This window comes from Paenibacillus apii, assembly GCF_011043685.1.
Lineage (GTDB): Bacteria > Bacillota > Bacilli > Paenibacillales > Paenibacillaceae > Paenibacillus_AQ > Paenibacillus_AQ sabinae.
In genome coordinates, this window is sequence record NZ_JAAKGU010000002.1 from 138,688 (window position 1) to 158,919 (window position 20,232).

The following is a 20,232-nucleotide window of genomic DNA, read 5'->3' on the forward strand; positions in this document are numbered from 1 at the left end:
GGCCGTCATGAGAAAAATAGTGTTGTTCAACAACATCTCTGTCGATGGTTATTATGCGGGTCCGGGAGGAGAGATCGACTGGTTCATCCACGACCCGGAGGTTAACCAGGCCGCGCATGAGCGGATGAGTCCAGACACGGTGCTGTTCGGCCGGGCAACCTACCAGATGTTCGAGGGCTATTGGCCGCATGTTGCAGCCAATCCGAAAGCTCCCGAAGGCGCACGGCGGATGGCTAATGAGCTGAACCAGATGACCAAAGTCGTGTTTTCCTCAACCTTGCAGGAAGTGAGCTGGATGAATTCGAGGCTGCTCAGCGGCAACCTTCAAGAAGAAGTAAGAAGGTTAAAGGAAGGCGAAGGCGCCGATATTACCATATTTGGCAGCGGCACGATTGTGCAGCAGCTTGCGAAAGCAGGATTGATCGACGAATATTTGCTTGTGCTGACGCCGGTTGTTATCGGAAACGGAAAACCCCTGTTTATAGATGCCGGTAAAATGAAGCTGGAGCTGCTCGAAGCGAGGAGCTTCAGTTCAGGGATCGTTCTGCTTCACTATAGATTTTAAGTATAATTTTTCCGATATTCCGGTTTTCCTCCATGTATTCATGAGCTTTTGCTGCCATTTCAATGGGAAACGCAGTGTCCATAATCGGTCTTACTTCTCCCCGTTCGAAATAAGCGGCAACGTTTGTGACAAAATCATGGGTTAATTGAGCTTTGTATTCATCACTTCTCGGAGTAAGCAAAGTACCTGTTAACTGGATGCACTTGGACATCAAGGAAATCAAGTCTACTTGTTTCACTTCACTGCCGCCCAGTATTCCAATAAGGACCCATCGGCCTCCGGTCTTGATGCTCGCAAGATTTTTCTTCCAGTATTCCGCACCTACGAAGTCTAAAATCAAATCCACGCCTTTACCGTTCGTGACTTTCAATATCTCTTCATCGAAAGACTGCTCTTTATAATTAATAAGGACATCGGCCCCAAGTTCTTTGCATATATCCAGTTTTCTTGTTGAGCCGGCCGTTACGATAACCTTCGCGTTGCAAAGCTGTTTTGCCAATTGAATAGCTGCTGTTCCGACCCCGCTTGCACCTGCATGGATTAAGACGGTTTCATGCTTTTGAAGCTTGCCGATCCAGAATAAGGTTTGATAAGCGGTCAGGAATACTTCGGGAATAGCAGCCGCTTGTTCAAACGAAAGAGGGTCAGGGATTTTCATAGCCCGGTCGGCAGGCATGACTGCATACTCCGCATAACCCCCGCCATTGACAAGTCCCATCACCCTATCCCCTTTGGAAAAAGAGCTTTCACCGTTGACTCCAGCCACTGTACCGGCAATTTCAATACCCGGAACGGGATTGGTCAAATATCCCAATTTCCCTTCGCGCGTTAATAGATCTGTGCGATTGACTGCCGCAGCATGAACACGAATCAGCAGCTCTCCCGCTTTAGGTTCAGGCATCGGCACCTGTGCCCAATCAAGCTGGTTTGGACCACCCGGTTTTTTTACGATTATACCCTTCATTTTTAACCCTCCCAATATATAAAATAGCCAAACCTAAAACCAAACATCCGCTTATTGCCACCCCTGGAACTAGGCCGAAGTGAAAGGATAAACTTCCTATACCTGAACCCGCCGAACCGCCAAAATAATACCCAACCATATACAGGGAGTTTAACCGGCTGTGTTTTTCCGGCGCAAGCTGATAAATACGTCCTTGATTTAAAGTCATATTCATTCGGGAGCCGACATCAAGCAGGAAAGTAACAGCAATCAGCAAAATCAAATGATTCCAGCTTAGACCCAAAACGACAAAGGAAAGGATCATCATGAGCAAAGCCGCAATATTCCACATTTGAACATGTTTGCTGTCCGATAATCGCCCGGAAAAGCCTGCTGCTATAGCTCCGGCAATCCCGATAATCCCGAACATGCCTATGGCCCCGCTGTCAAAATGATATGGTGCGCCATTTAACATGAAGGTGAGGGATACCCAAAAAATATTAAAAGCGGCAAACGCGGCTCCTCCCAAAATAATAGTCTCCCTTAACACAGGCTCTTCTCTCAGAAGAGGAATCATTGACCGCAAAATTTGTTTGTACGAGGGCTGTTTCGGTGTCTGATCGTCAGGTAATTTTATAAAAAGGTAACCCGCGATTACAAGTAAAATAAAAGCAGCGACCCAGTGAACCGTCTGCCAGTTGAACAACTGGCCAATCCACCCGCCAAAGACACGGCCCAATAATACCCCCAAAAAGATACCGGTTAACAGCCGGCTGATAATAGGCCCTTTTTTCCCGGATTGAATATTTGAAGAAACAAACGGGATAATCAGCTGAGCGGAAACGGTGCTAAAGCCGAGACAAAGACCAAAGACTAGCAGCAGCATAAATGAAGAAACAAGCGTCATCATGACCAGCCAAAATGCAGACAGCAGCAAGCTTATAAGGATCAGCTTCCGCCTGTTAAACCGGTCGCCCAGCGGAACGATAAACACTAGTCCCAGGGTATAACCCGCCTGAATGACGGTTAAGAGGAGGCCGGATTGATTGGGCACAATGTTGAAATCTTTGATAATGTCAGAGAGAAGGACCTGGTCGTAATATAAATTGGCTACGGCTATTGCACAAACAGCCGCCAGCAGCCATTGTAAAGGTAAGGAAAACATCTTTCGATCCGCAGCAAGTTCCATAAAGAATCATCATCCTTTCCGCTTTCTATGGGGTACAGTGTACAATGAAACCTATGCTGCAAGAAGACACGTGTTATCCTAGGATTGTGAAACCTACGAAAGGGGGCTTGGCGAGACCGTGGCCGACGAAAAACATGTTGAATTAGGACAATTTTTGAAGAAAAAGCGGGCATCGCTAACACCGGAACAGGCGGGTCTTCCATTAGGGAAAAAACGTAAAGTAACCGGACTACGCAGAGAGGAAGTTGCCGAATTAGCTAATCTAAGCGTAGATTGGTATATTCGTTTGGAGCAGGGGAGAGCGGTACAGCCTTCAGTGGAAGTATTGCTGGCTCTAAGCAATGCCCTGCAATTAAACCGAAAAGAACGGGACTATCTATTTAATTTGGCGGAACAACGGTTACCGGAGGAGATGCCGGATCCTATTACAGTAAGCCCGGGTTTGCAAAAATTCCTGGATTCCCAGAACCCCTATCCGGCCTATATTACAGATAAAGAGTGGAATATTGTAGGATGGAATAAAGCCGCGGCTCTCGTATTTGGAGATTATTCCTCAATGACCCCATTACAGCGTAATTCCATATGGCGGGCATTCATGGACCCTTTCATGAAGGACTTATTGGATAACTGGGAGGGTCACTCCAAGCTGCGTGTCGGTCAATTAAGAATGGCTCACAGCCAATTCCCTGCTAATCCTGAACGGTTGGCATTGATTGATGAACTGTGCGGGAAAAGCAATATCTTTGATTTATGGTGGAACGAACAATTTATTATCGGTACGCCTGAAGGAAAGAAGCTGCTTCACCATCCTGTCGTTGGCGATATCCGGCTCGACTATCTTTCCTTCCAGACGGATGAATATCGGGACGCAACGATTACCGTTCATCTGGCAAGTGATTCGGATTCCAAGAGGAAACTGGACAGGCTGTTAGAGGGGAGCTAAATACAGAGCGGAGATTACGACAAAAGCAGGGCATCCTTAACCTGGATGCCCTGCTTTTGTCTCGTCTGGCTGCATCATGCACTCAAGGGAAATAATTGTAATTCATGGATTTCATGATCGAATCCATGGCAGTTAATACTACATAATGCGACAAGTTAGTTGCGTATTTTGGATGATATTATCGAATTTTAGGATTTTAAACAAATTTCGGGCTGATAGAATGAACATATATTCCAATTGAGGGGGCAAGAAAAATGATGAAGTGGTTGAGGTTGTCAGTAATTCTGACGTTATTGGCCGGAGTATTGGCGGCTTGCGGAAATTCCGGTTCGGAAGGAAACGAAGCAAGCGGTTCAAATAAGCTTGTAGTCTATACGCCTAACAGCGAAAGCATGATTAATGCGCTGGTTCCGCTGTTCGAGAAGCAGACGGGCATTACGGTGGAGCTGGTGTCCGCGGGCAGCGGTGAGCTGATTAAGCGAATCCAGTCGGAGAAAGACAACCCGTATGCCGATGTCATGTTCGGCGGCGCATTTGATCTGTTCAATGCGAATGCCGACCTGTTCGAGAAGTACGTGTCACCCAATGACCAGTACTTGCTCGAAGGTCACCGGAACACGACAGGAATCATGACGTCTTATGTCTCCGATGGCAGTGTAATGCTCGTGAATACCAACCTGGCCGGAGATATTCAAATTAACAGCTACGAAGACCTGCTCAACCCGGCATTGAAAGGCAAAATCGCGATGGCGGACGCGGCCAACTCCAGTTCGGCCTTCCACCAGCTGACCAATATGCTGAAGGCGAAAGGCAATGACTATACCTCCGACGCCGGATGGAATTATGTCGGTGAACTGATCAAGAACTTGGACGGCAAAATCGCGGGCAGCTCGAGCAAAGCGCATAAGAGCGTAGCTGACGGCGAGTATATCGTGGCGCTGACGTATGAAGATCCGTCCGCAAGCTATGTCAGAGACGGCGCTCCGGTTCGCGTTGTGTATCCTTCGGAAGGAACGGTGTTCCTGGACGGGGTAGCGGGAATTGTCAAAGGCGCGAAGCATGAAGAGAACGCGAAGAAATTCATCGACTTCCTGATTTCCAAGGAAGCGCAGGACGCCCTCGGTACGGAAACAACGAATCGGCCGCTCAGAGCCGATGCACAGCTTGGAAGCTATATGACGCCGATGGATCAGATTAAAGTGATCGAAGAAGACATTACTTATGTGAGTGATCATAAGAAAGAAATTATTGAGAAATATACGGAGCTGTTCACCAGCCTGTCCAAGTAATAACAGCAAAGCGGGTGTTTATATGAGCGTTACGATTTCATTTCGTGATATAGTCAAGAAATACGGGAATACGACGGTGATTCCGGAGCTGTCTCTAGAGATCCAACAGGGTGAGTTCTTCACCCTGTTGGGCCCTTCGGGGTGCGGGAAGACAACCTTGCTGCGGATGATCGCGGGGTTCAACAGCATTGAAGGGGGGAGCCTCGCGTTTAATGACCGGGTAATCAACCAGGTTGCTCCGGGCAAGCGGAACATCGGGATGGTATTTCAGAATTATGCGATCTTCCCCCATCTGAATGTTTCGCAAAATGTAGAGTTTGGACTCACGAACCGAAAGATCGACAAGGCCGAAAGAATCCGGAGAGTCCAGGAGATGCTGAAGGTTGTGCAAATTGAGCCTTATCAGGACCGGATGCCGAAGAATTTGTCCGGAGGACAGCAGCAGCGTGTCGCGTTGGCCAGAGCCATTGTGATTCGCCCGGATGTTCTGCTGATGGACGAGCCGCTGTCCAACCTGGATGCCCAGCTGCGGGTCGATATGCGGAATGCGATCAAGGAGATTCAGCGGGAGGTTGGCATTACAACCGTATATGTGACGCATGATCAGGAGGAGGCGATGGCGGTCTCGGACCGGATTGCGGTCATGAAATCCGGCGTTATTCAGCATGTCGGAACGCCCCGCGAAATCTATCAGCGTCCGGCCAACCTGTTCGTGGCGACTTTTATTGGGCGCACCAATATTATGGACGCGGTGGTGTCCGTCGGTGAAGACGGAGAGGCTGTACTGCGTATCGGGAGTAGCTACTCGGAGCGGATACCCGGGCTGAAAGCGGACAAGTCTCATGGTTCCGCTCAAAATGTAAAGCTGTCCGTGCGGCCGGAAGAGTTCGTATTATCCGATGACGGCTCCGGCCTTAGAGGAAAGGCTATGACCAGCATTTTTCTCGGTCTGAACACTCACCTGAAGGTGGAGCTGGAGAATGGGCAAGAGGTCGAGATTATTCAGCCGTCCGCCGGGAACGTAGGGATCGAGCCGGGAGAGACCGTATGGCTGAAGGTCGATCCGCGGACGATTAACGTCTATGACGCATCGGGAGAAGTTAACCTGACCAGAGGAACCGGCGTATGAACAATGCAATGAAGCGAAGAGATATTTGGTCGTTAATTACCGCTATTATTTTTCTGGGTTATATCGTCTTTCTGGCTTTGCCTTTGTTCATGATTCTCATTAAAAGCTTCTTTGACGGGACCACGGGCGAATTCTCGCTCGCTTATTTCCAGAAATTTTTCGGCAAAGCCTATTATATGAATGCCTTGTGGAACAGCCTCAAGGTGACGATAAGCGTAACGGTATTGTCGGTTATCGTTGCCGGTCCGCTCGCGTATATCATGTCCACCATCAAGATTAAAGGCAGCGCTGCAATCCAAATCCTGATCCTGATTTCTTCCATGTCCGCGCCTTTTATCGGAGCGTACGCGTGGATTCTGCTGCTGGGCAGAAGCGGGGTCATCACCAAATTCGCCGAGCGGGTTCTTGGGCTGCAGATGCCCGATATTTACGGGTTTACCGGAATTCTGCTCGTCTTGACCCTGCAGCTGTCTCCGCTGATCTTCATGTATGTCTCGGGTGCGCTCAAGAATGTCGATCATTCGCTGATGGAAGCGGCGGAGAGCATGAACTGCACGGGTCTCCGGAAAATGTGGAAGGTGCTCGTGCCGCTCATCACGCCAACGCTGCTTGCGGGCGGCCTGCTCGTGTTCATGCGGGCCTTTGCCGACTTCGGCACTCCGATGCTGATCGGGGAGGGCTTTCGGACGGTCCCTGTCCTAATATTTAATGAATTCATCAGTGAAGTTGGCGGTGACGACGGATTCGCGGCTGCCATCAGCGTTGTCGTCGTGCTGTTCACAACCGCAGTCTTTCTGCTGCAAAAGTATATCGCGAACCGCAAGTCCTACAGCATGAGCGCGCTGAATCCGATCGAGCCCAAGCCAAAGAAAGGGCTGGCGAATATTGCCGCCCACGCTTACGTCTATCTATTCACGATCCTGGCCATGATGCCGCAAGTCTATGTGGCGTATACTTCCTTTCTCAAGACATCGGGCAAAATCTTCGTGGACGGCTATTCGCTCGACAGCTACCGCGCAGCCTTTACCAAAGTCGGCGATTCGATCTACAATACGTTCTTCCTGGCGATTATTACGATCATAATTATTACGCTTACGGCTGTTCTGATCGCCTATGCCACGGTGAAACGAAAGGGCGCTGTCGCCAATCTGCTGGATACCTTCACGATGATGCCGTACATTGTACCCGGTTCGATCCTCGGCATTGCGCTCTTGGTAACCTTCAACAAGCCGCCGATTCTCTTAAGCGGCACGGCCGCCATCCTGATCGCGGCATTCGTCATCCGGCGCTTGCCGTACACGATCCGTTCCAGCGCCGCCGTACTGCATCAGGTGAACGACAGCATTGAAGAAGCCGCAATCAGTCTGGGCGCTTCCACCATGAAGACGTTCTTCCGGATTACGGTGCCGATGATGATTTCGGGTGTAATCGCCGGCGCAATATTAAGCTGGATCAGCATTATTACGGAGCTGAGCACCTCTATTATTTTGTATACAGGAAAGACCAGGACGATGACCGTAGCCGTATATACGGAGGTTGTCCGGGGCAATTACGGTGTGGCCGCAGCGCTGTCAACGCTGCTTACTGTCATTACCGTCCTGTCGCTATTGCTCTTCTTCAAGCTGACAGGCAAGAAAGATGTGACCATGTAGGTTCGCTTAAGTCCGGTTTTCGCATAGCGGGAGCCGGCTTTTTGCGGCTTGCCCAGAGGGACCCAATCGGCTACGATAGTGGAAATCAATCGGCTTATGAAGGAGAGGAAGGCGATGGCCCAAAAGCGAAACTTCAAGGACTCGATCCGCCGCATGTTTTTGCTGCACGCTTTTGTGCCTATATTTCTTCTGTTTATCCTTTTCCTGATCTTCACCGTCGTCAACGCCCGCTTTATGCTGATCCACCAGACGAAGGAAGCCGGCAGGACCATCCGTTCCTCGCTCGGAGAGGTATACCGGTCTTATAGTGAAGAAGTGAACCGGATGGCAGAGCTGCCAGTAGTGATTGAATATACGGATACCCGCCGAGGCAGTCCCCGTGTATACGAAGAGTTCTACAATTTCAACAATCGTCAGCAGGTCAAGAGCATCATGCATATTCTGAACAAGAATGGCGAGATCCTTGCTTCTTCCGCTAATCTCAGTCCCGAGTCCTCCGAAAATGCGCTGAAAGCCATTGTGTTCCGGATGTCCAGAACCGGGCAGCCTCTGTTGGCCGAAAGCAACCATATCCGCTTTTCTCATGACCGTTACACGGTGTACACTTTTGCCAGGGAGATCCGGAAAGACGGCAGGATTCTGGGGTACCTGACTTATCAGCTGTATGAAGAGGATTTTCAGAAGCTTATTTTTGTGCAAAATAATGAAATCGCCATCGTGACGGATCAGCACCAGACCATTATTGCCACCACTAACAACATTGTGAGAGGGCTCCTGAATAAGTTAACGCTTGAGAAGAAGAACGGAAATATTGTGATCAACAATGGAAAATATTACGGCAGCGAAACGTCCATTCCGCAGGCGCAGTGGCGAATTTACACGCTGAACGCCATCCAGCTCATGAACTATACTTATCTGTCGCTTGTTGTATTCTTTGCCATTGCCAGCGTGCTGCTGCTGTTTCTGATCCAGGTTCTTGCAAGGACGGTTTCTTCGCGCCATACCCGGGCGGTCGACAAGCTGATCTATGCCGTAAGGCAGCTGCAGGCTGGGAATATGCAATCCTATGTTCATATTGACTCCGGCGATGAATTCGAGACGCTGGCCAATCAGTATAATACGATGCTCTCCCGTCTGAATGAACTGCTTGCCCGAAATGAAGAGCTGTCCGACTTAAGGAGAGTTGCCGAGGTAAAGCATCTTCAGTCGCAGTTTCATCCTCATTTTATTTTTAATGTGCTGGAAACGCTGCGTTATGCGATTGTGGTCGATAATAAGCTTGCTCAGGATATTGTTCTTATTCTTTCGAGGCTGCTGCGCTACAGCATCAGCACGGAGGGAAGCACGGTGATGCTGAAGGATGATTTGAATTATGTCGCGGATTACTTAAAGCTTCAGCAAATGCGGTTCAAGGAAAGGCTGAGCTATACGATGAACGTCAATGAAGAAGCGATAGAGGCGCTCGTTCCGAGGCTGATGCTGCAGGTGGTTATTGAGAATTCGATCAAATACGGCTATCGGCAAAAAGAACGGCTGCAGCTTTCCGTGTGCGGATACGTGGCCGGTCCGGATTTAACCATCGAGGTCAAAGATGACGGCGGAGGGATGAGCGAAGAGCGGCTGCGGGAGGTTCGCGGGATTATCCTGGACCCTGATAACAAGTCGCCGCATATCGGACTTAACAACCTGCATCGCCGCCTCGTTCTGATGTACGGGGAACGCTATGGTATCCGCATCGACAGCGTGCCCGGAGAGGGGACCGCTGTTCTAATCAACATTCCTTTCATGAGGGGGGGCGCCGATGTTTAAAGTGCTGCTGGTGGAAGATGAAGAGATGATTCGTAAAGGCCTGCGCTATACCTTTGACTGGCTGGCGGCCGGGTGCATCGTCATCGGCGAAGCCGAGAACGGAGAGGCTGGGCTGGAGCAAATCCGGGCGCTTAAGCCCGATATCGTCATCGTTGATGTGAACATGCCACTCATGAACGGGATTTCAATGATCGAGCAGAGCGTGCAGGAAGCGGTGTGCAGCTATATTATTTTATCGGGTTACGACGAGTTCGGGCTTGCCAGGCAGGCGATCCGCCTTGGGGTCACGGAATATTTGGTAAAGCCGCTTGAGCAGGAGCAGCTGCTCGGCGCACTGGAGCGGGCCAAGCAGCAGGTCGAGCTGAAGAAGAAATACGATGCGCTGATCCAGGCGGCTTCTGAGAGCGAGGAGGAGATTTACGCTTCATTAATGAAGCTTCCGGTCGGTTCCTCCCATTATGTATCGAAGATGATCGAATACGTCCGGGAGCACTATGCCGATAAAATCAGCATCAATGATCTTGTCGACCGGCTTGGAATCAGCGCAGCTTACCTGAACCGGAAATTCAAGAGCGAGACCACCTACACGTTTAATGATTTTCTGAACCGGTACCGGATTCAGCGGGCGATGGACAAGCTCAAGAGCGGCGAGGGAAAAATCTATACCATCGCCTCGGATGTGGGCTTCCGGGATTATAAATATTTTATTGCCATCTTCAAGAAGTACGCGAACTGCACGCCCGGCCAATACCAGGAGCAGTTCGGGGTTCGTGAGACAGAGCTGGAATAATCGCTCGAAAATTTAAAATTTTAAAATATTCCTTTACAGGAATATTCGAGATGAGGTATACTATCTACATAAAGCAGCCCATACTTAATTCATGAAATGAGGTGGCCTGACATGACCCGCACAGGAAGCATAGGCCGCGCAGGATCCGATGAATATTACAACCTTCAGCGCATTAGCTGAACCTAACCGGCTGGGCATGGTTGAGCTTTTGCGCGGCGGTCCCCTGACTGTAGGGGAAATTGCCGATCATTTGGGGCTCCGCCAGCCCCAGGCCTCGAAGCATCTGCGGGTTCTGCTGGAGGCCGGATTGGTAGAAGTGGAGGCCGTCGCCAATCGCCGCAATTACAGGCTCCGCGCCGAGCCGTTTCGGGCGCTGGATTCCTGGCTCGATGCGTACCGCAGAATCTGGAATGACCGATTCGACAATCTGGACATGTATCTGCGGAAGCTTCAAGCCGAAGAGAACAAGCCGCAAGCTGGGGAAAGTGAGCCAAAGGAAACCTAATCTTAAGGAGGAGTTTTCATGACGAACAAAATGGTTACCCGGGTAGAAGGTCAGGAACTTGTTCTGGAGCGTGTGTTCGATGCGCCGCGCGAGCTGGTATTCAAGGCGTTCTCGGAAGCTGAGCATTTGAAGCATTGGTGGGGGCCCCGCGGCTGGACACTGCCGGTCTGCAACATCGATTTTCGTCCGGGCGGCGTATGGCATTACTGTATGAAATGTGTCGACGAGAAGCAGGGCGATTTCTACGGCATGGAATCCTGGGGCAAGGCGGTGTACGAGGAAATCGTAGAGCCGGAGAGCATCGTCTATACCGATTACTTCTCGGATGCGGAAGGCAATGTAACGGATGGGATGCCCTCCTCCCAGATTACGATGATTTTTGTCGAGCAGGAGGGGAAGACGAAGGTGATCAGCCGCGGACGCTTTGAGTCCGCCGAAGCGCTCAAGACCGTCATGGAGATGGGGATGGAGCAGGGCATCACCGAAACGTGGGACCGTCTGGAAGAGTACCTGCCGTCAATCAAATAAACGCAAAGAGAAGGCCATCCTGCTTAGGGATGGTCTTCTTATTTAGGCTTGATTCAGATTTTTCAAATTTAGTGAGTGATTGATCAATTACTTTGCTTCGGCAAAAGAATTCTTCCGCTTCTGCAAGGTGCGAATGGTAGAGGAAATCCCTTCTTCGAACGATGTAGCCCGAACCGGTCCGATTAACCGTTCGTATTTCTCCCCGCTTAAGGTGAGCGGTTCGACTGTCAGGTAGAGCATTTCGACAACTTCCTTCATGACCGGAACGGCCAGGCCCAGCAGAGATAACCCTGCTTTTTTAAGCGGAATGACGGGTTTGGCGCTGCCGCTCGTAGCTTGGGCGATTCGTACGATTTCTTTGCCGGAAATCACGCCGGAGCCCGGGATATTCCAATTCTGGCCGTAAGCCAAGTCCTTGGCGGCTAACTCCGCAATCATGGCAGCGGCATCGGGCAGGTAGATATATTCACGCGGCACATCCATATTGCCGATGAAAAAAGCCATTTTACCATCAGCGATCGCCTGAAGGGTAGACCCCAGATACGAGGCTTCATTGGCTGTAGGGCCGTAATAATCCGGCAAGCGGACAATCATCACCTTAGCGCGGTTCCACCGGGGGCTGAACAGCATTTGCTCATAGGCCAGCCTGACCTTGCCCTTTTTCGTATGAGGCTGCTTCGGGTGGTCTTCGGTCACAAGCTCCATCTGCCTTCTTCCATAGGGATAGATCCCGTCTATGGCGACCACATTAATGCCCAACCGGTTGGCCGCCTCCATAACCGATTCCCCCAGCGGGATCAGCTTATCCGCCATTTCATGGTACGGGACGTTCGCGCAATGGAACAAGACGTCCGCCCCGTCCGCTTGCGATACGATGTCATCCGGCTTGAAGGCATCTCCAATGGCAAGGGACAAATGGTCGGGGTTGCCGAGGCTGGCCGCGAACTGCTCGAGCTTCTGACGCGAACGCCCGAATGCGATGGTGCGAACTCCCCGCTTGACCAGCTCTTCCGTAATGGCGGCGCCGCTTCCGCCTGTTGCTCCAATGACGATTGCTTTTTGCATAGATACTTCGCCTCTTTTCGTTAATATAGTAATTGATCAATCACTAACCTGATCTCATCATAGCACCGTGGTTAGTGATTAGTCAATAACTAAATGGAGAAAAAAACGCACAGAGAGTTTCCGCAAAACAGAGAGAAGGATTTGCGCCTTCTCACGTTTCCATTAATTCCGGCATGCCGATGGCTACAGCAATATTGCATAGCATTCCTCTTGCCAGAAACAGCATCGTCCGTTCTTCGGGATGCGCGATACCCGCCTGACGGAAGGCGCCAAGCACGATCTGGCGGACTTCCCTGAAGCCGACCCGCATGGCTTCCCGAATCGAGGGTTCCTGAATCGTCTGGGCCTGCATCTGAAGCAGTACCTCGTTGCGATGTTCTTCCAGAATTTTTTCGTATGCGGTGATCAGGTCGGTTTCAAGCTGCTGGGGAGATGCAGACTCTACGACTTGACGGAAGGACTCGATGATTCTCGCCCAGGAAACTTCCAAAGCCGTCAGCAGCAGCAATTCTTTCGTCTGGAAAAAGCGAAAAATATAAGGCTGCGATATGCTCGCCCGTTCAGCGACCTGAGCCGTAGTTGCTCTGTAGTAGCCGGTTTCCGCAAACACTTCAATGGCTGCCGAGATAATGTCCGATTTGCGGTTTACAGATGCCGATGTGTCTTTGGCCATGAGATTTCCGCCTTTCAATGAGGGTAAGTATTTAGTGATTCATCAATTCCTGATCAGTATAATGGAAAAGAAATGGCTATGCAACAAAGGAGGCAATCAGATGCAGCTGCACATTACCAACGGCGACTCGGTCGCGAACAAGCTAAGGCAGGGCGCCGTGCAAGGTGAGGTTATGGCCTGGAGGGAGATCTATTCGGTGGGGCCAGTATTTCGCGATATGGCGGCGAAGGATCACCGGGAGATACGGGCGCGGGATCTGGAACGGAGACTCGGGATTCCGCAGGAGGAGTATTTGAAGATTGAAGAGCAGGAGCGGCTCCTGCGTAACCTGGAAAAATATGAAGAAATCGTCCTGTGGTTCGAGTACGATCTATTCGACCAGACGATGCTGTGTTATTTGCTGCATTCACTTGCATCGCAGGCGCTTGGACACACGAAAGTAAGTCTGCTGTGCATCGGGGATTACCCGGGGGTTGAGCCGTTTTACGGGTTGGGTCAGCTGACGGCCGAGCAGCTGAAGGCACTAGCCGGCACCTGGCAGCCAGTCGGCGAGCGGGAATTGGCGCTTGGAAGCCGGATGTGGGAGGCCTACACTTCACCTCTGCCTGAGGAGCATGTCCGGTTTCTGCAGGAGGATACCTCGGCGCTGCCTTTTGCGAAACCGGCGTTCGAGGCCCATCTGTCCCGCATCCCTTCCGTTACGAACGGGCTCGGCGTCATTGAGCAGACGACGCTTGCGACCATTACAGACAAGGAGTATGGGCCGCACGCATTATTTGCAGAGGCGGGGGACAAGCTGCATATGCTCGGCATGGGCGATCTGGAATTTTGGCAGCACCTTAAAAAGATGTCAATGGAGCCTTATCCGCTGCTGAATATTCAAGGTCTGGAAGCCTCCCCCGACTATCGCAGCGCCGTACGGTCTTTTGCCGACTGCCGAATTACGCTAACCGCGTTGGGCCGGAAAGTTCTGGCCGGAGAGGCGGACTATCTTTCATTGAAAGGCATAGACGAGTGGTACGGCGGTCTGCATCTGATCGGAAGGTCCATCCCCTGGCGCTGGGACCCGGGCCGAAACGAGCTGTCCCGGTCCGGGCCGGACGTAAGCCGCTGACTTCCTTATTGTCTGTCCAGTCATCCAAGCGAAGAGTGAGCCTCAGGAATAATTCTCTACGTACCAGTCGATGATTTTGCGGGCGATGCTGACCTTTGGCGGGATATTGGGGAGGTTGTCCGGATCGAACCAGGCGGCATGGGCAATTTCCTCGCCGTCCACGTTGATCTCTCCGCTCTCATAGTCGGCGACGAAACCGACCATCAAGGAGTGGGGAAACGGCCACTGTTGGCTGGAAAAATAACGGATGTTATTAACCTTGATTCCGACCTCCTCCATAATCTCGCGCTTGACGCAGTCCTCCAGCGTCTCGCCGGGCTCGACGAAGCCGGCAATCAGCCCGTACATGTTGTTTTGGAAATGCCGGGCGTGGGCAAGCAGAATCTGCTTGTCCTTCAGAATGGCCGTGATGACGGCTGGCGCGAGGCGCGGGTAACTGACCAGACCGCATTCCGGGCATTCCCGGGAGCGCTCGATTTGCGACAGGACGGTCTGCGTGCCGCACCGGCCGCAGAACTGATGCGTACCGTCCCAGGCGATCATCTGGATCGCCTTGCCCGCCAGATGGAAGAGATCCTCTTCTATGATATCGTACAGAGGACGGAGCGGGCGGAACGCCAGTCCTTCCGGATCGGCCGCATCCGCCGGGACTTCCGAGGCGAAGCACGGGATTTCTTCGAACGTTCCGAGGTACAAGGTGCGCACGGGAGCAATCCCGAGCTGCTCGGCCGTCGGCGCGAGCGGAATATCGATCCTGCCGGAAGACTCGTCGACGAGGAGGCGGCCGGAGCTGAATATGAACCAGTAGGCGGGTCCGCTGAAATCGGGGCTCGCGGCAACCGCCGGAATATACCGTTTATAAATGCTTTCTCTTGGTTTAGGCATGGCGCAGGAACCTTTCATGCTAGAATTTTTTTCTATTAAGAATAGCAAAAAAGAGAAAGAGTGACAAACGCAGACAACTGCCGTCTCCGTTACCGGATCGGCAGTTGTCTATGTTTCTGTTTGTTATATATTGCTAGATTGCGTCTATGGCCTTTCCGTGTCTAACCCGGCGGACGGCTTCGATGAAATCCTCGGCCCGCTTCGTCAATTGATCGTAGCTGCCCGAATCCACCACAGACTTGTTCACCAATTCGCTGCCGATGCCGAATGCGGCCGCGCCCGCTTCGGTAAACTCTTTTGGACAGATCATATCTTTGGTTTAAGCTTTGTTTGAAAAATCGGATGAATCGTTAAATTAATCGCTTTCAAACACCGGATTCAAAGAAAATTGCCGCGGTATCATCCCGAATTTTCATGAATCAGCTTAAATCCCAAGATAAAGATCGGTTCTTTTGTCATAATCATATGATCTATTTTTGATCCGGTCAACTCTTTTTTTTCGCGCTCGGGCTCCTGCTGACACATGATCGGTCCAACGAATTATGTTAGAATGAAGCTGGTATAGACTATTTTTGTCCAAAAGAAAGGCCTGACCCGATGAAAAAAACCGCTTTCCAGAATGCGATTGATAAATTTAAACAAATGATCATTGACGGAACCTGGGCTGCGGGCGAACGGATTCCGACGCTTCAGCAGCTCTCCAAAGAGCTGTCCGTAAGCATTACGACGGTCCGGGAAGCGCTGCGGATTCTGGAGAATGAGGGGATTATCAGCATCGAGCACGGGCGGGGCATGTATGTGAGGAATGATCCTTTGCTGCTGAAGGACCCGACCGCCGAGTTAAAAGCGCTTGGGGATATCTCTTTGATCTCGCTGCTGGAAGCGAGGCTGCTGATCGAACCGAGACTTGCGGCTCTGTGTGCGGAAAGGGCGACCGACTCCGAGGTGAAAAAGCTGCGGAAGCTGGCCGATCTGATGATTGTGCAGATGGAAAAGGGAGGTTCTTTTCTCGAGACCGATCTGGAGTTTCACCAGATGATCGTTGCCGGTGCGCGGGAACCGGTGCTGTCGAGGATGAGCGAGGCTATTCTCCCTCTTCTTCAGGAGGGGCGGAGACAGACGAATACGCTGCCCAATATGCGAACGAAATCGTCCAATTATCATGTGCTGATTGCCATTGCCATCGAGGAGCGCAACAGCGAGCAGGCCCGGCAGCTAATGCAGAGCCATATCTTGCAAATGCTAGAGCCGCTGAAGAAAGCCAGAGAGGCCCAGGGAGAGGCGGACAGGATAAAAGGTTAAGGGCGGAGGTGTTCGAACGTATGCCGGAACCGGTGAAAACATACAATACCGCGGTGGAAGCGACCCTTGAAGTCATCGGAGGGAAGTGGAAGCCGCTAATCTTGTTCCATCTGACGTTTGGCAAGAAACGCAACGGCGAGTTCATGAGCCTGATGCCTACTGTCACACAGAAAGTGCTGACGCAGCAATTAAGGGAGCTGGAGCGGGATGAAGTCGTCAAGCGGACAACGTACAACACGGTTCCGCCCAAGGTCGAGTATGAGCTGACCGACTACGGCTGGAGTCTCAAGGAAATTCTTCATCTCATGTGCCGCTGGGGAGATACCCATGTTGAACGGAAATACGGGGATCAAGCTGTTATCTTGTCTGAAGTCCAAACAGAGAAAGAAACCGGTCTTTGAAATGCGAAAGACCGGTTTCTTGTGTGTGTAAAGGTTACGGAATAACCTTGCGGCGGCGGAAGTCTTCAAAAATATTCAGGAACATGGACTCCGTATCCACAAACTCATGAAAGCCGGCCCTTCGCGCCTTGGAGCCGTCAGCGAAAAAGTCGTAATCCCAAGAAAACACAAAGTCGCCGAACCGCCATGAGGAAACGCTGCTATAGCTGTTGTTCTCTAAGCCGTATTTCTGTACCATGGCGTCCCACAGCGCTTCTTTGTCCTGCATGACGACGTCCAGCGACATCGGCAGCGGGGGTGCGACCTCAAGCTCAAAATACGCGGCGATCTTGGGCCAAAGCTCATTCCACCTAAACAAGTCCCCGTTCGTAATGTTGAAAGCCTGATTGGCGCAGCGCTCGTCGGTCGCGGCCCACACCGTGGCTTTTGCAAGCAGCCCGGCGTCTGTCATCTCCAATAAGCTGTGGTAAGCCCCCGGTTTGCCGGGAAAGCGAAGGGGGATTCCCAACTCTTTCGAAATGGAGGCATAGACGGCTATCACCATCGCCAGATTCATTGGATTGCCGAGAGCGAAACCGCACACAACGGAAGGGCGGAGCGCCGACCAGGTCCAGCTTTTTCCCTGCTGCCGATTCTCCAGAAACTTCTGCTGGTCGATATTGAATTCCGGCGGCATATGATCGGCGTCGCTCTCGCGGGCCGGCGTCTTGAAAGGTCCGAGATGCGCCCCGTACACTTTATAGCCCTGCATGAGACTGATATGCCTGAGCTTATCGGCAACCGGCTCGACAGCCTCAACGGTGTTAACGAGCATAGCGAGGTTCGGGGGGACGAGCTCCGCCCATGTCGGGCGGTCCTGATAGGCAGCATAGAAAATATGGGTCACTTCCGTCAGGCCGCTTAATTTCTCGCGGCTTTCCAGGGGATCCAGCAAATCCGCGGCGATATAGCGGACGCGGCCGGAGGATTCCCCACCGCGGCGCGATACGCCGATGATATCCCAATCGGGAAGTGTGGCAAGATAATCCATCAAATTGCGCCCGATCACCCCGTTAGCTCCGACGACTAGCGCCGTTTTGCGCGGCTCCGCTGCTATAGTGTCCATCATTTGATCCTCTCCTTCCCTGTAATGGGGTTACACCCTCATTGTGCGGGAGCCGGGCGATGGCTGAAAAGTACGCACCTTGAAGTCATATAGTAACTTGAAAGTTATGAATGGAGGAATCCAATTAAAAAGGCTGGGATTTCCTGAAAGAAATCCCGGCCTTTTTGCGCCATCATAAGTTTTCATTCCCCCAGCAGCTTCTCGGACAAAAGGTCAAGAGCCTGCATCACTTCGGCGGTCTCCTCCGGATTCAAATGGGCAAACTGTTCGGCGATCAGCCTCTCCAGTCTGGCCGAGCATTCGTCCATGAGTTCCGTTCCGGCTGGGGAAAGCTCGACAAAATGAACTCTTTTATCCTTGAGATCGGCCCGTTTGGTCACCAGTTTCTTCTCCATCAGCTTCTTGACTTCACGGCTCGTATTCGGCAGGGACATGCCCACGCAGGCGCCGATCCGCCCAAAGGTCGGGGAGTCCTCGGTGTACAGAAGATGCAGGATTTCGAACTGAAGCAGGGTTACGTCTTCGGGCTTGATCTCCGTAAGCAATCGATGGGTTATCTTGGAGAATCCGGTTCCGAATGTCTTCAGTTTAAAGGCGAATTCGGGCAATGGCATGGTGATCACCTCGCTATGTGGAATAATTATGACAAATATTTTTTTGGCGCGCAATCTATTTATCATTTGACAACTAAAATACAATGTCTTAATATAGTTGTAAAATGAAAATTATCATTTGATAACTAATTAGGAGCGATGAGTGATGAACACCTTGATCGTCTATGCCCACCCGAGCCGTGAAAGTCTGAATGGGGCCTTCCTGAACGCCGTTCAGCAGGGGATCAGGCAAAATGCGGCTTCCGGAGAAATCCAGGTGCTGGATTTGTATGAAGAGCAGTTCAACCCGGCGCTGGTGTACAACAAGGAGCGCAGAAGAAGGGATATGCACAAGGACCCGGAGATGGAAAAATACAGAGCGCAAATCCGCTGGGCCGACCAGATTGTGTTCATCTATCCGATTTTTTGGGGGAGGCCGCCGGCGATGCTGCTGGGTTTTTTCGACCGGTTGTTCGCCTCGAACTTTGCTTACAGGGACCGGCCGAACCGGATTTATCCGGAAGGGCTGCTGAAGGGAAAAAGCGTCGTCTGCATCTCGACGATGAAAGGTCCGGCCCATTATCCTCTACTGACGCTGAACAATGCGCATAAAGTGCTGATGAAGAGGGCGGTGTTCCATTTCGTCGGCATCCGCAAGGTTAAGTTCTTCGAATTCGGGTCCATGGAAAGCCGAAAGGGGAACCATGCGAAGAAGCTGAACAAGGTGGAGCGGTATTTTGCGGGAAAATGATCCAAAGGACAGTAAAAAGGATTGACACTTCTCCAACCTGTAACTACAATAGTTACAGGATTGATTGAAAGCCTATGCCCTCATCGGGCTATACCTTTTAGAGTGGAGGAGTTCAAATGAAGATCGCGTTAACAGGAGCTACGGGACATTTCGGTTCGATTGTGGCGGAGTTTTTACTTGAATCAGTGCCTGCGGGAGACCTCGTCGTCAGCGTAAGGAACCCGGAGAAGGCGGCGAGCCTTAAGGCACGCGGTGCCCAAGTCCGGCACGGGGATTTTGATGCGCCCGAAACGCTGGACGCTGCGTTTGCCGGCGTGGACCGGCTGCTGATCGTATCCGCCGACGGTGACAATGAGACCCGAATCCGCCAGCATACAGCCGCCGTAGACGCGGCGAAGCGGGCCGGCGTTGGCTTCATCGCCTACACCAGCGTCAGCAATGCGGATGAGAGCGGATTGTTTCTGGCGGAAGTGCACCGCATCACGGAGAAGGCCATTCGCGAGTCCGGGATTCCATACAGCTTCCTTCGGAACAACTGGTATCTGGAGAATGAGACGGGCTCCATTCAAGCGGCATTGGGCGGAGCGCCTTGGGTGACTTCGGCCGGTTCCGGCAAGACCGGATGGGCTGTCCGCCGCGACTACGCGCAGGCGGCCGCGGTCGTATTGACGGGGGAAGGCCACGAGAATACGGTATATGAGCTCGCTGGCAGACCGAAGACGCAAGAGGAGCTGGCTGCAGCCGTAGCCGATGTCCTGGGCAGAGAAGTTCCCGTCCTGCAGGTGGATGATGATACGTATGCGGGCATTATGTCCGAAGCGGGCGTTCCGGAAGCCGTACTGCCTATCCTTCTCGGCATCCAGCGGGGAATCCGCGAAGGAGCAATCGATATCGAGAGCGGCGATTTGGAGAAGCTGCTGAACCGTCCGGCAACGCCGCTTGCGGAAGGCATTCGCGGCATCATCGGCCAGTTGAAGGTATAAGCTGAGACCGGAATGAAA

The 20,232-nt window shown here is 51.8% G+C and carries 22 protein-coding genes; 14 read left to right on the forward strand and 8 right to left on the reverse strand.

Annotated features, from left to right (window positions below; all coding sequences use genetic code 11):
• Positions 1–7 precede the first annotated feature (7 nt).
• On the forward strand, positions 8–565 hold the full coding sequence (locus tag G5B47_RS06525) for a dihydrofolate reductase family protein (protein WP_165095863.1): 558 nt from the start codon (positions 8–10) through the stop codon (positions 563–565).
• Here the strand turns inward: G5B47_RS06525 and G5B47_RS06530 are convergent.
• A complete protein-coding gene (locus tag G5B47_RS06530) occupies positions 528–1,529 on the reverse strand; it encodes an NAD(P)H-quinone oxidoreductase (RefSeq protein WP_165095865.1) in 1,002 nt (333 codons plus the stop codon). The genes G5B47_RS06525 and G5B47_RS06530 overlap by 38 nt on opposite strands.
• Positions 1,483–2,697, reverse strand: coding sequence for an MFS transporter (locus G5B47_RS06535; RefSeq protein ID WP_165095867.1), 1,215 nt, complete (start codon positions 2,695–2,697; stop codon positions 1,483–1,485). The genes G5B47_RS06530 and G5B47_RS06535 overlap by 47 nt, the downstream gene beginning before the upstream one ends.
• 118 nt (positions 2,698–2,815) lie before the next feature.
• Between G5B47_RS06535 and G5B47_RS26000 the strand changes: the two genes are divergently transcribed.
• The 8 genes from G5B47_RS26000 (at position 2,816) to G5B47_RS06575 (ending at position 11,342) form a co-directional block, all read left to right on the forward strand.
• Entirely contained in the window at positions 2,816–3,640 is an 825-nt protein-coding gene (locus tag G5B47_RS26000) for a helix-turn-helix domain-containing protein (protein ID WP_165095869.1), read from the forward strand.
• A gap of 254 nt (positions 3,641–3,894) precedes the next feature.
• Positions 3,895–4,929 carry an ABC transporter substrate-binding protein gene (locus G5B47_RS06545; protein WP_407945213.1) on the forward strand — a complete coding sequence of 345 codons (1,035 nt, stop codon included), beginning with the start codon at positions 3,895–3,897 and terminating at the stop codon, positions 4,927–4,929.
• 22 nt (positions 4,930–4,951) lie between these two features.
• A complete protein-coding gene (locus G5B47_RS06550) occupies positions 4,952–6,058 on the forward strand; it encodes an ABC transporter ATP-binding protein (RefSeq protein WP_165095872.1) in 1,107 nt (368 codons plus the stop codon).
• The gene (locus G5B47_RS06555) at positions 6,055–7,710 is read left to right on the forward strand and encodes an ABC transporter permease (protein WP_165095875.1); all 1,656 of its coding nucleotides are present in this window, start codon (positions 6,055–6,057) and stop codon (positions 7,708–7,710) included. The genes G5B47_RS06550 and G5B47_RS06555 overlap by 4 nt, the downstream gene beginning before the upstream one ends.
• Before the next feature lie 114 nt (positions 7,711–7,824).
• Positions 7,825–9,519, forward strand: a complete 1,695-nt coding sequence (locus G5B47_RS06560) for a sensor histidine kinase (RefSeq protein ID WP_165095877.1) — start codon at positions 7,825–7,827, stop codon at positions 9,517–9,519.
• Positions 9,512–10,309: a response regulator transcription factor gene (locus G5B47_RS06565; RefSeq protein ID WP_165095878.1), complete on the forward strand. Its 798-nt coding sequence runs from the start codon at positions 9,512–9,514 to the stop codon at positions 10,307–10,309. Before G5B47_RS06560 ends, G5B47_RS06565 begins: the two co-directional genes overlap by 8 nt.
• 148 nt (positions 10,310–10,457) lie before the next feature.
• Positions 10,458–10,814 carry an ArsR/SmtB family transcription factor gene (locus tag G5B47_RS06570; protein ID WP_165095880.1) on the forward strand — a complete coding sequence of 119 codons (357 nt, stop codon included), beginning with the start codon at positions 10,458–10,460 and terminating at the stop codon, positions 10,812–10,814.
• Positions 10,815–10,832: 18 nt separating this feature from the next.
• A complete protein-coding gene (locus tag G5B47_RS06575; RefSeq protein WP_025337039.1) occupies positions 10,833–11,342 on the forward strand; it encodes an SRPBCC domain-containing protein in 510 nt (169 codons plus the stop codon).
• Positions 11,343–11,429: 87 nt separating this feature from the next.
• Here the strand turns inward: G5B47_RS06575 and G5B47_RS06580 are convergent, their stop codons facing one another.
• Both G5B47_RS06580 and G5B47_RS06585 read right to left on the reverse strand, forming a co-directional pair.
• Entirely contained in the window at positions 11,430–12,407 is a 978-nt protein-coding gene (locus G5B47_RS06580; RefSeq protein WP_165095882.1) for an NAD-dependent epimerase/dehydratase family protein, read from the reverse strand.
• A gap of 151 nt (positions 12,408–12,558) precedes the next feature.
• Positions 12,559–13,080, reverse strand: coding sequence for a TetR/AcrR family transcriptional regulator (locus G5B47_RS06585; protein WP_165095884.1), 522 nt, complete (start codon positions 13,078–13,080; stop codon positions 12,559–12,561).
• A gap of 100 nt (positions 13,081–13,180) precedes the next feature.
• On the opposite strand from G5B47_RS06585, the gene G5B47_RS06590 reads away from it, so the two are divergent.
• The gene (locus G5B47_RS06590; RefSeq protein WP_165095886.1) at positions 13,181–14,194 is read left to right on the forward strand and encodes a DUF1835 domain-containing protein; all 1,014 of its coding nucleotides are present in this window, start codon (positions 13,181–13,183) and stop codon (positions 14,192–14,194) included.
• Positions 14,195–14,236: 42 nt separating this feature from the next.
• On the opposite strand, the gene nudC is transcribed toward G5B47_RS06590, so the two are convergent.
• Both nudC and G5B47_RS06600 read right to left on the reverse strand, forming a co-directional pair.
• The gene (nudC, locus tag G5B47_RS06595) at positions 14,237–15,079 is read right to left on the reverse strand and encodes an NAD(+) diphosphatase (protein WP_165095889.1); all 843 of its coding nucleotides are present in this window, start codon (positions 15,077–15,079) and stop codon (positions 14,237–14,239) included.
• Between the two features lie 133 nt (positions 15,080–15,212).
• Positions 15,213–15,389, reverse strand: a complete 177-nt coding sequence (locus G5B47_RS06600; protein WP_165095892.1) for a beta/alpha barrel domain-containing protein — start codon at positions 15,387–15,389, stop codon at positions 15,213–15,215.
• 287 nt (positions 15,390–15,676) lie between these two features.
• On the opposite strand from G5B47_RS06600, the gene G5B47_RS06605 reads away from it, so the two are divergent.
• Together G5B47_RS06605 and G5B47_RS06610 are read left to right on the forward strand one after the other, a co-directional pair.
• Positions 15,677–16,381, forward strand: coding sequence for a FadR/GntR family transcriptional regulator (locus G5B47_RS06605; protein WP_165095895.1), 705 nt, complete (start codon positions 15,677–15,679; stop codon positions 16,379–16,381).
• 20 nt (positions 16,382–16,401) lie between these two features.
• Positions 16,402–16,782, forward strand: coding sequence for a winged helix-turn-helix transcriptional regulator (locus G5B47_RS06610; protein ID WP_165095897.1), 381 nt, complete (start codon positions 16,402–16,404; stop codon positions 16,780–16,782).
• Positions 16,783–16,816: 34 nt separating this feature from the next.
• On the opposite strand, the gene G5B47_RS06615 is transcribed toward G5B47_RS06610, so the two are convergent.
• A complete protein-coding gene (locus G5B47_RS06615; RefSeq protein WP_165096632.1) occupies positions 16,817–17,887 on the reverse strand; it encodes an SDR family oxidoreductase in 1,071 nt (356 codons plus the stop codon).
• 182 nt (positions 17,888–18,069) lie between these two features.
• Positions 18,070–18,501 (reverse strand): MarR family winged helix-turn-helix transcriptional regulator, encoded by a 432-nt coding sequence (locus tag G5B47_RS06620; RefSeq protein ID WP_165095899.1) that lies wholly within the window; start codon positions 18,499–18,501, stop codon positions 18,070–18,072.
• 145 nt (positions 18,502–18,646) lie between these two features.
• Between G5B47_RS06620 and G5B47_RS06625 the strand changes: the two genes are divergently transcribed.
• The gene (locus G5B47_RS06625; protein WP_165095901.1) at positions 18,647–19,231 is read left to right on the forward strand and encodes an NAD(P)H-dependent oxidoreductase; all 585 of its coding nucleotides are present in this window, start codon (positions 18,647–18,649) and stop codon (positions 19,229–19,231) included.
• Between the two features lie 116 nt (positions 19,232–19,347).
• Entirely contained in the window at positions 19,348–20,214 is an 867-nt protein-coding gene (locus tag G5B47_RS06630; protein WP_165095903.1) for an SDR family oxidoreductase, read from the forward strand.
• The last annotated feature ends 18 nt before the right edge of the window (positions 20,215–20,232 follow it).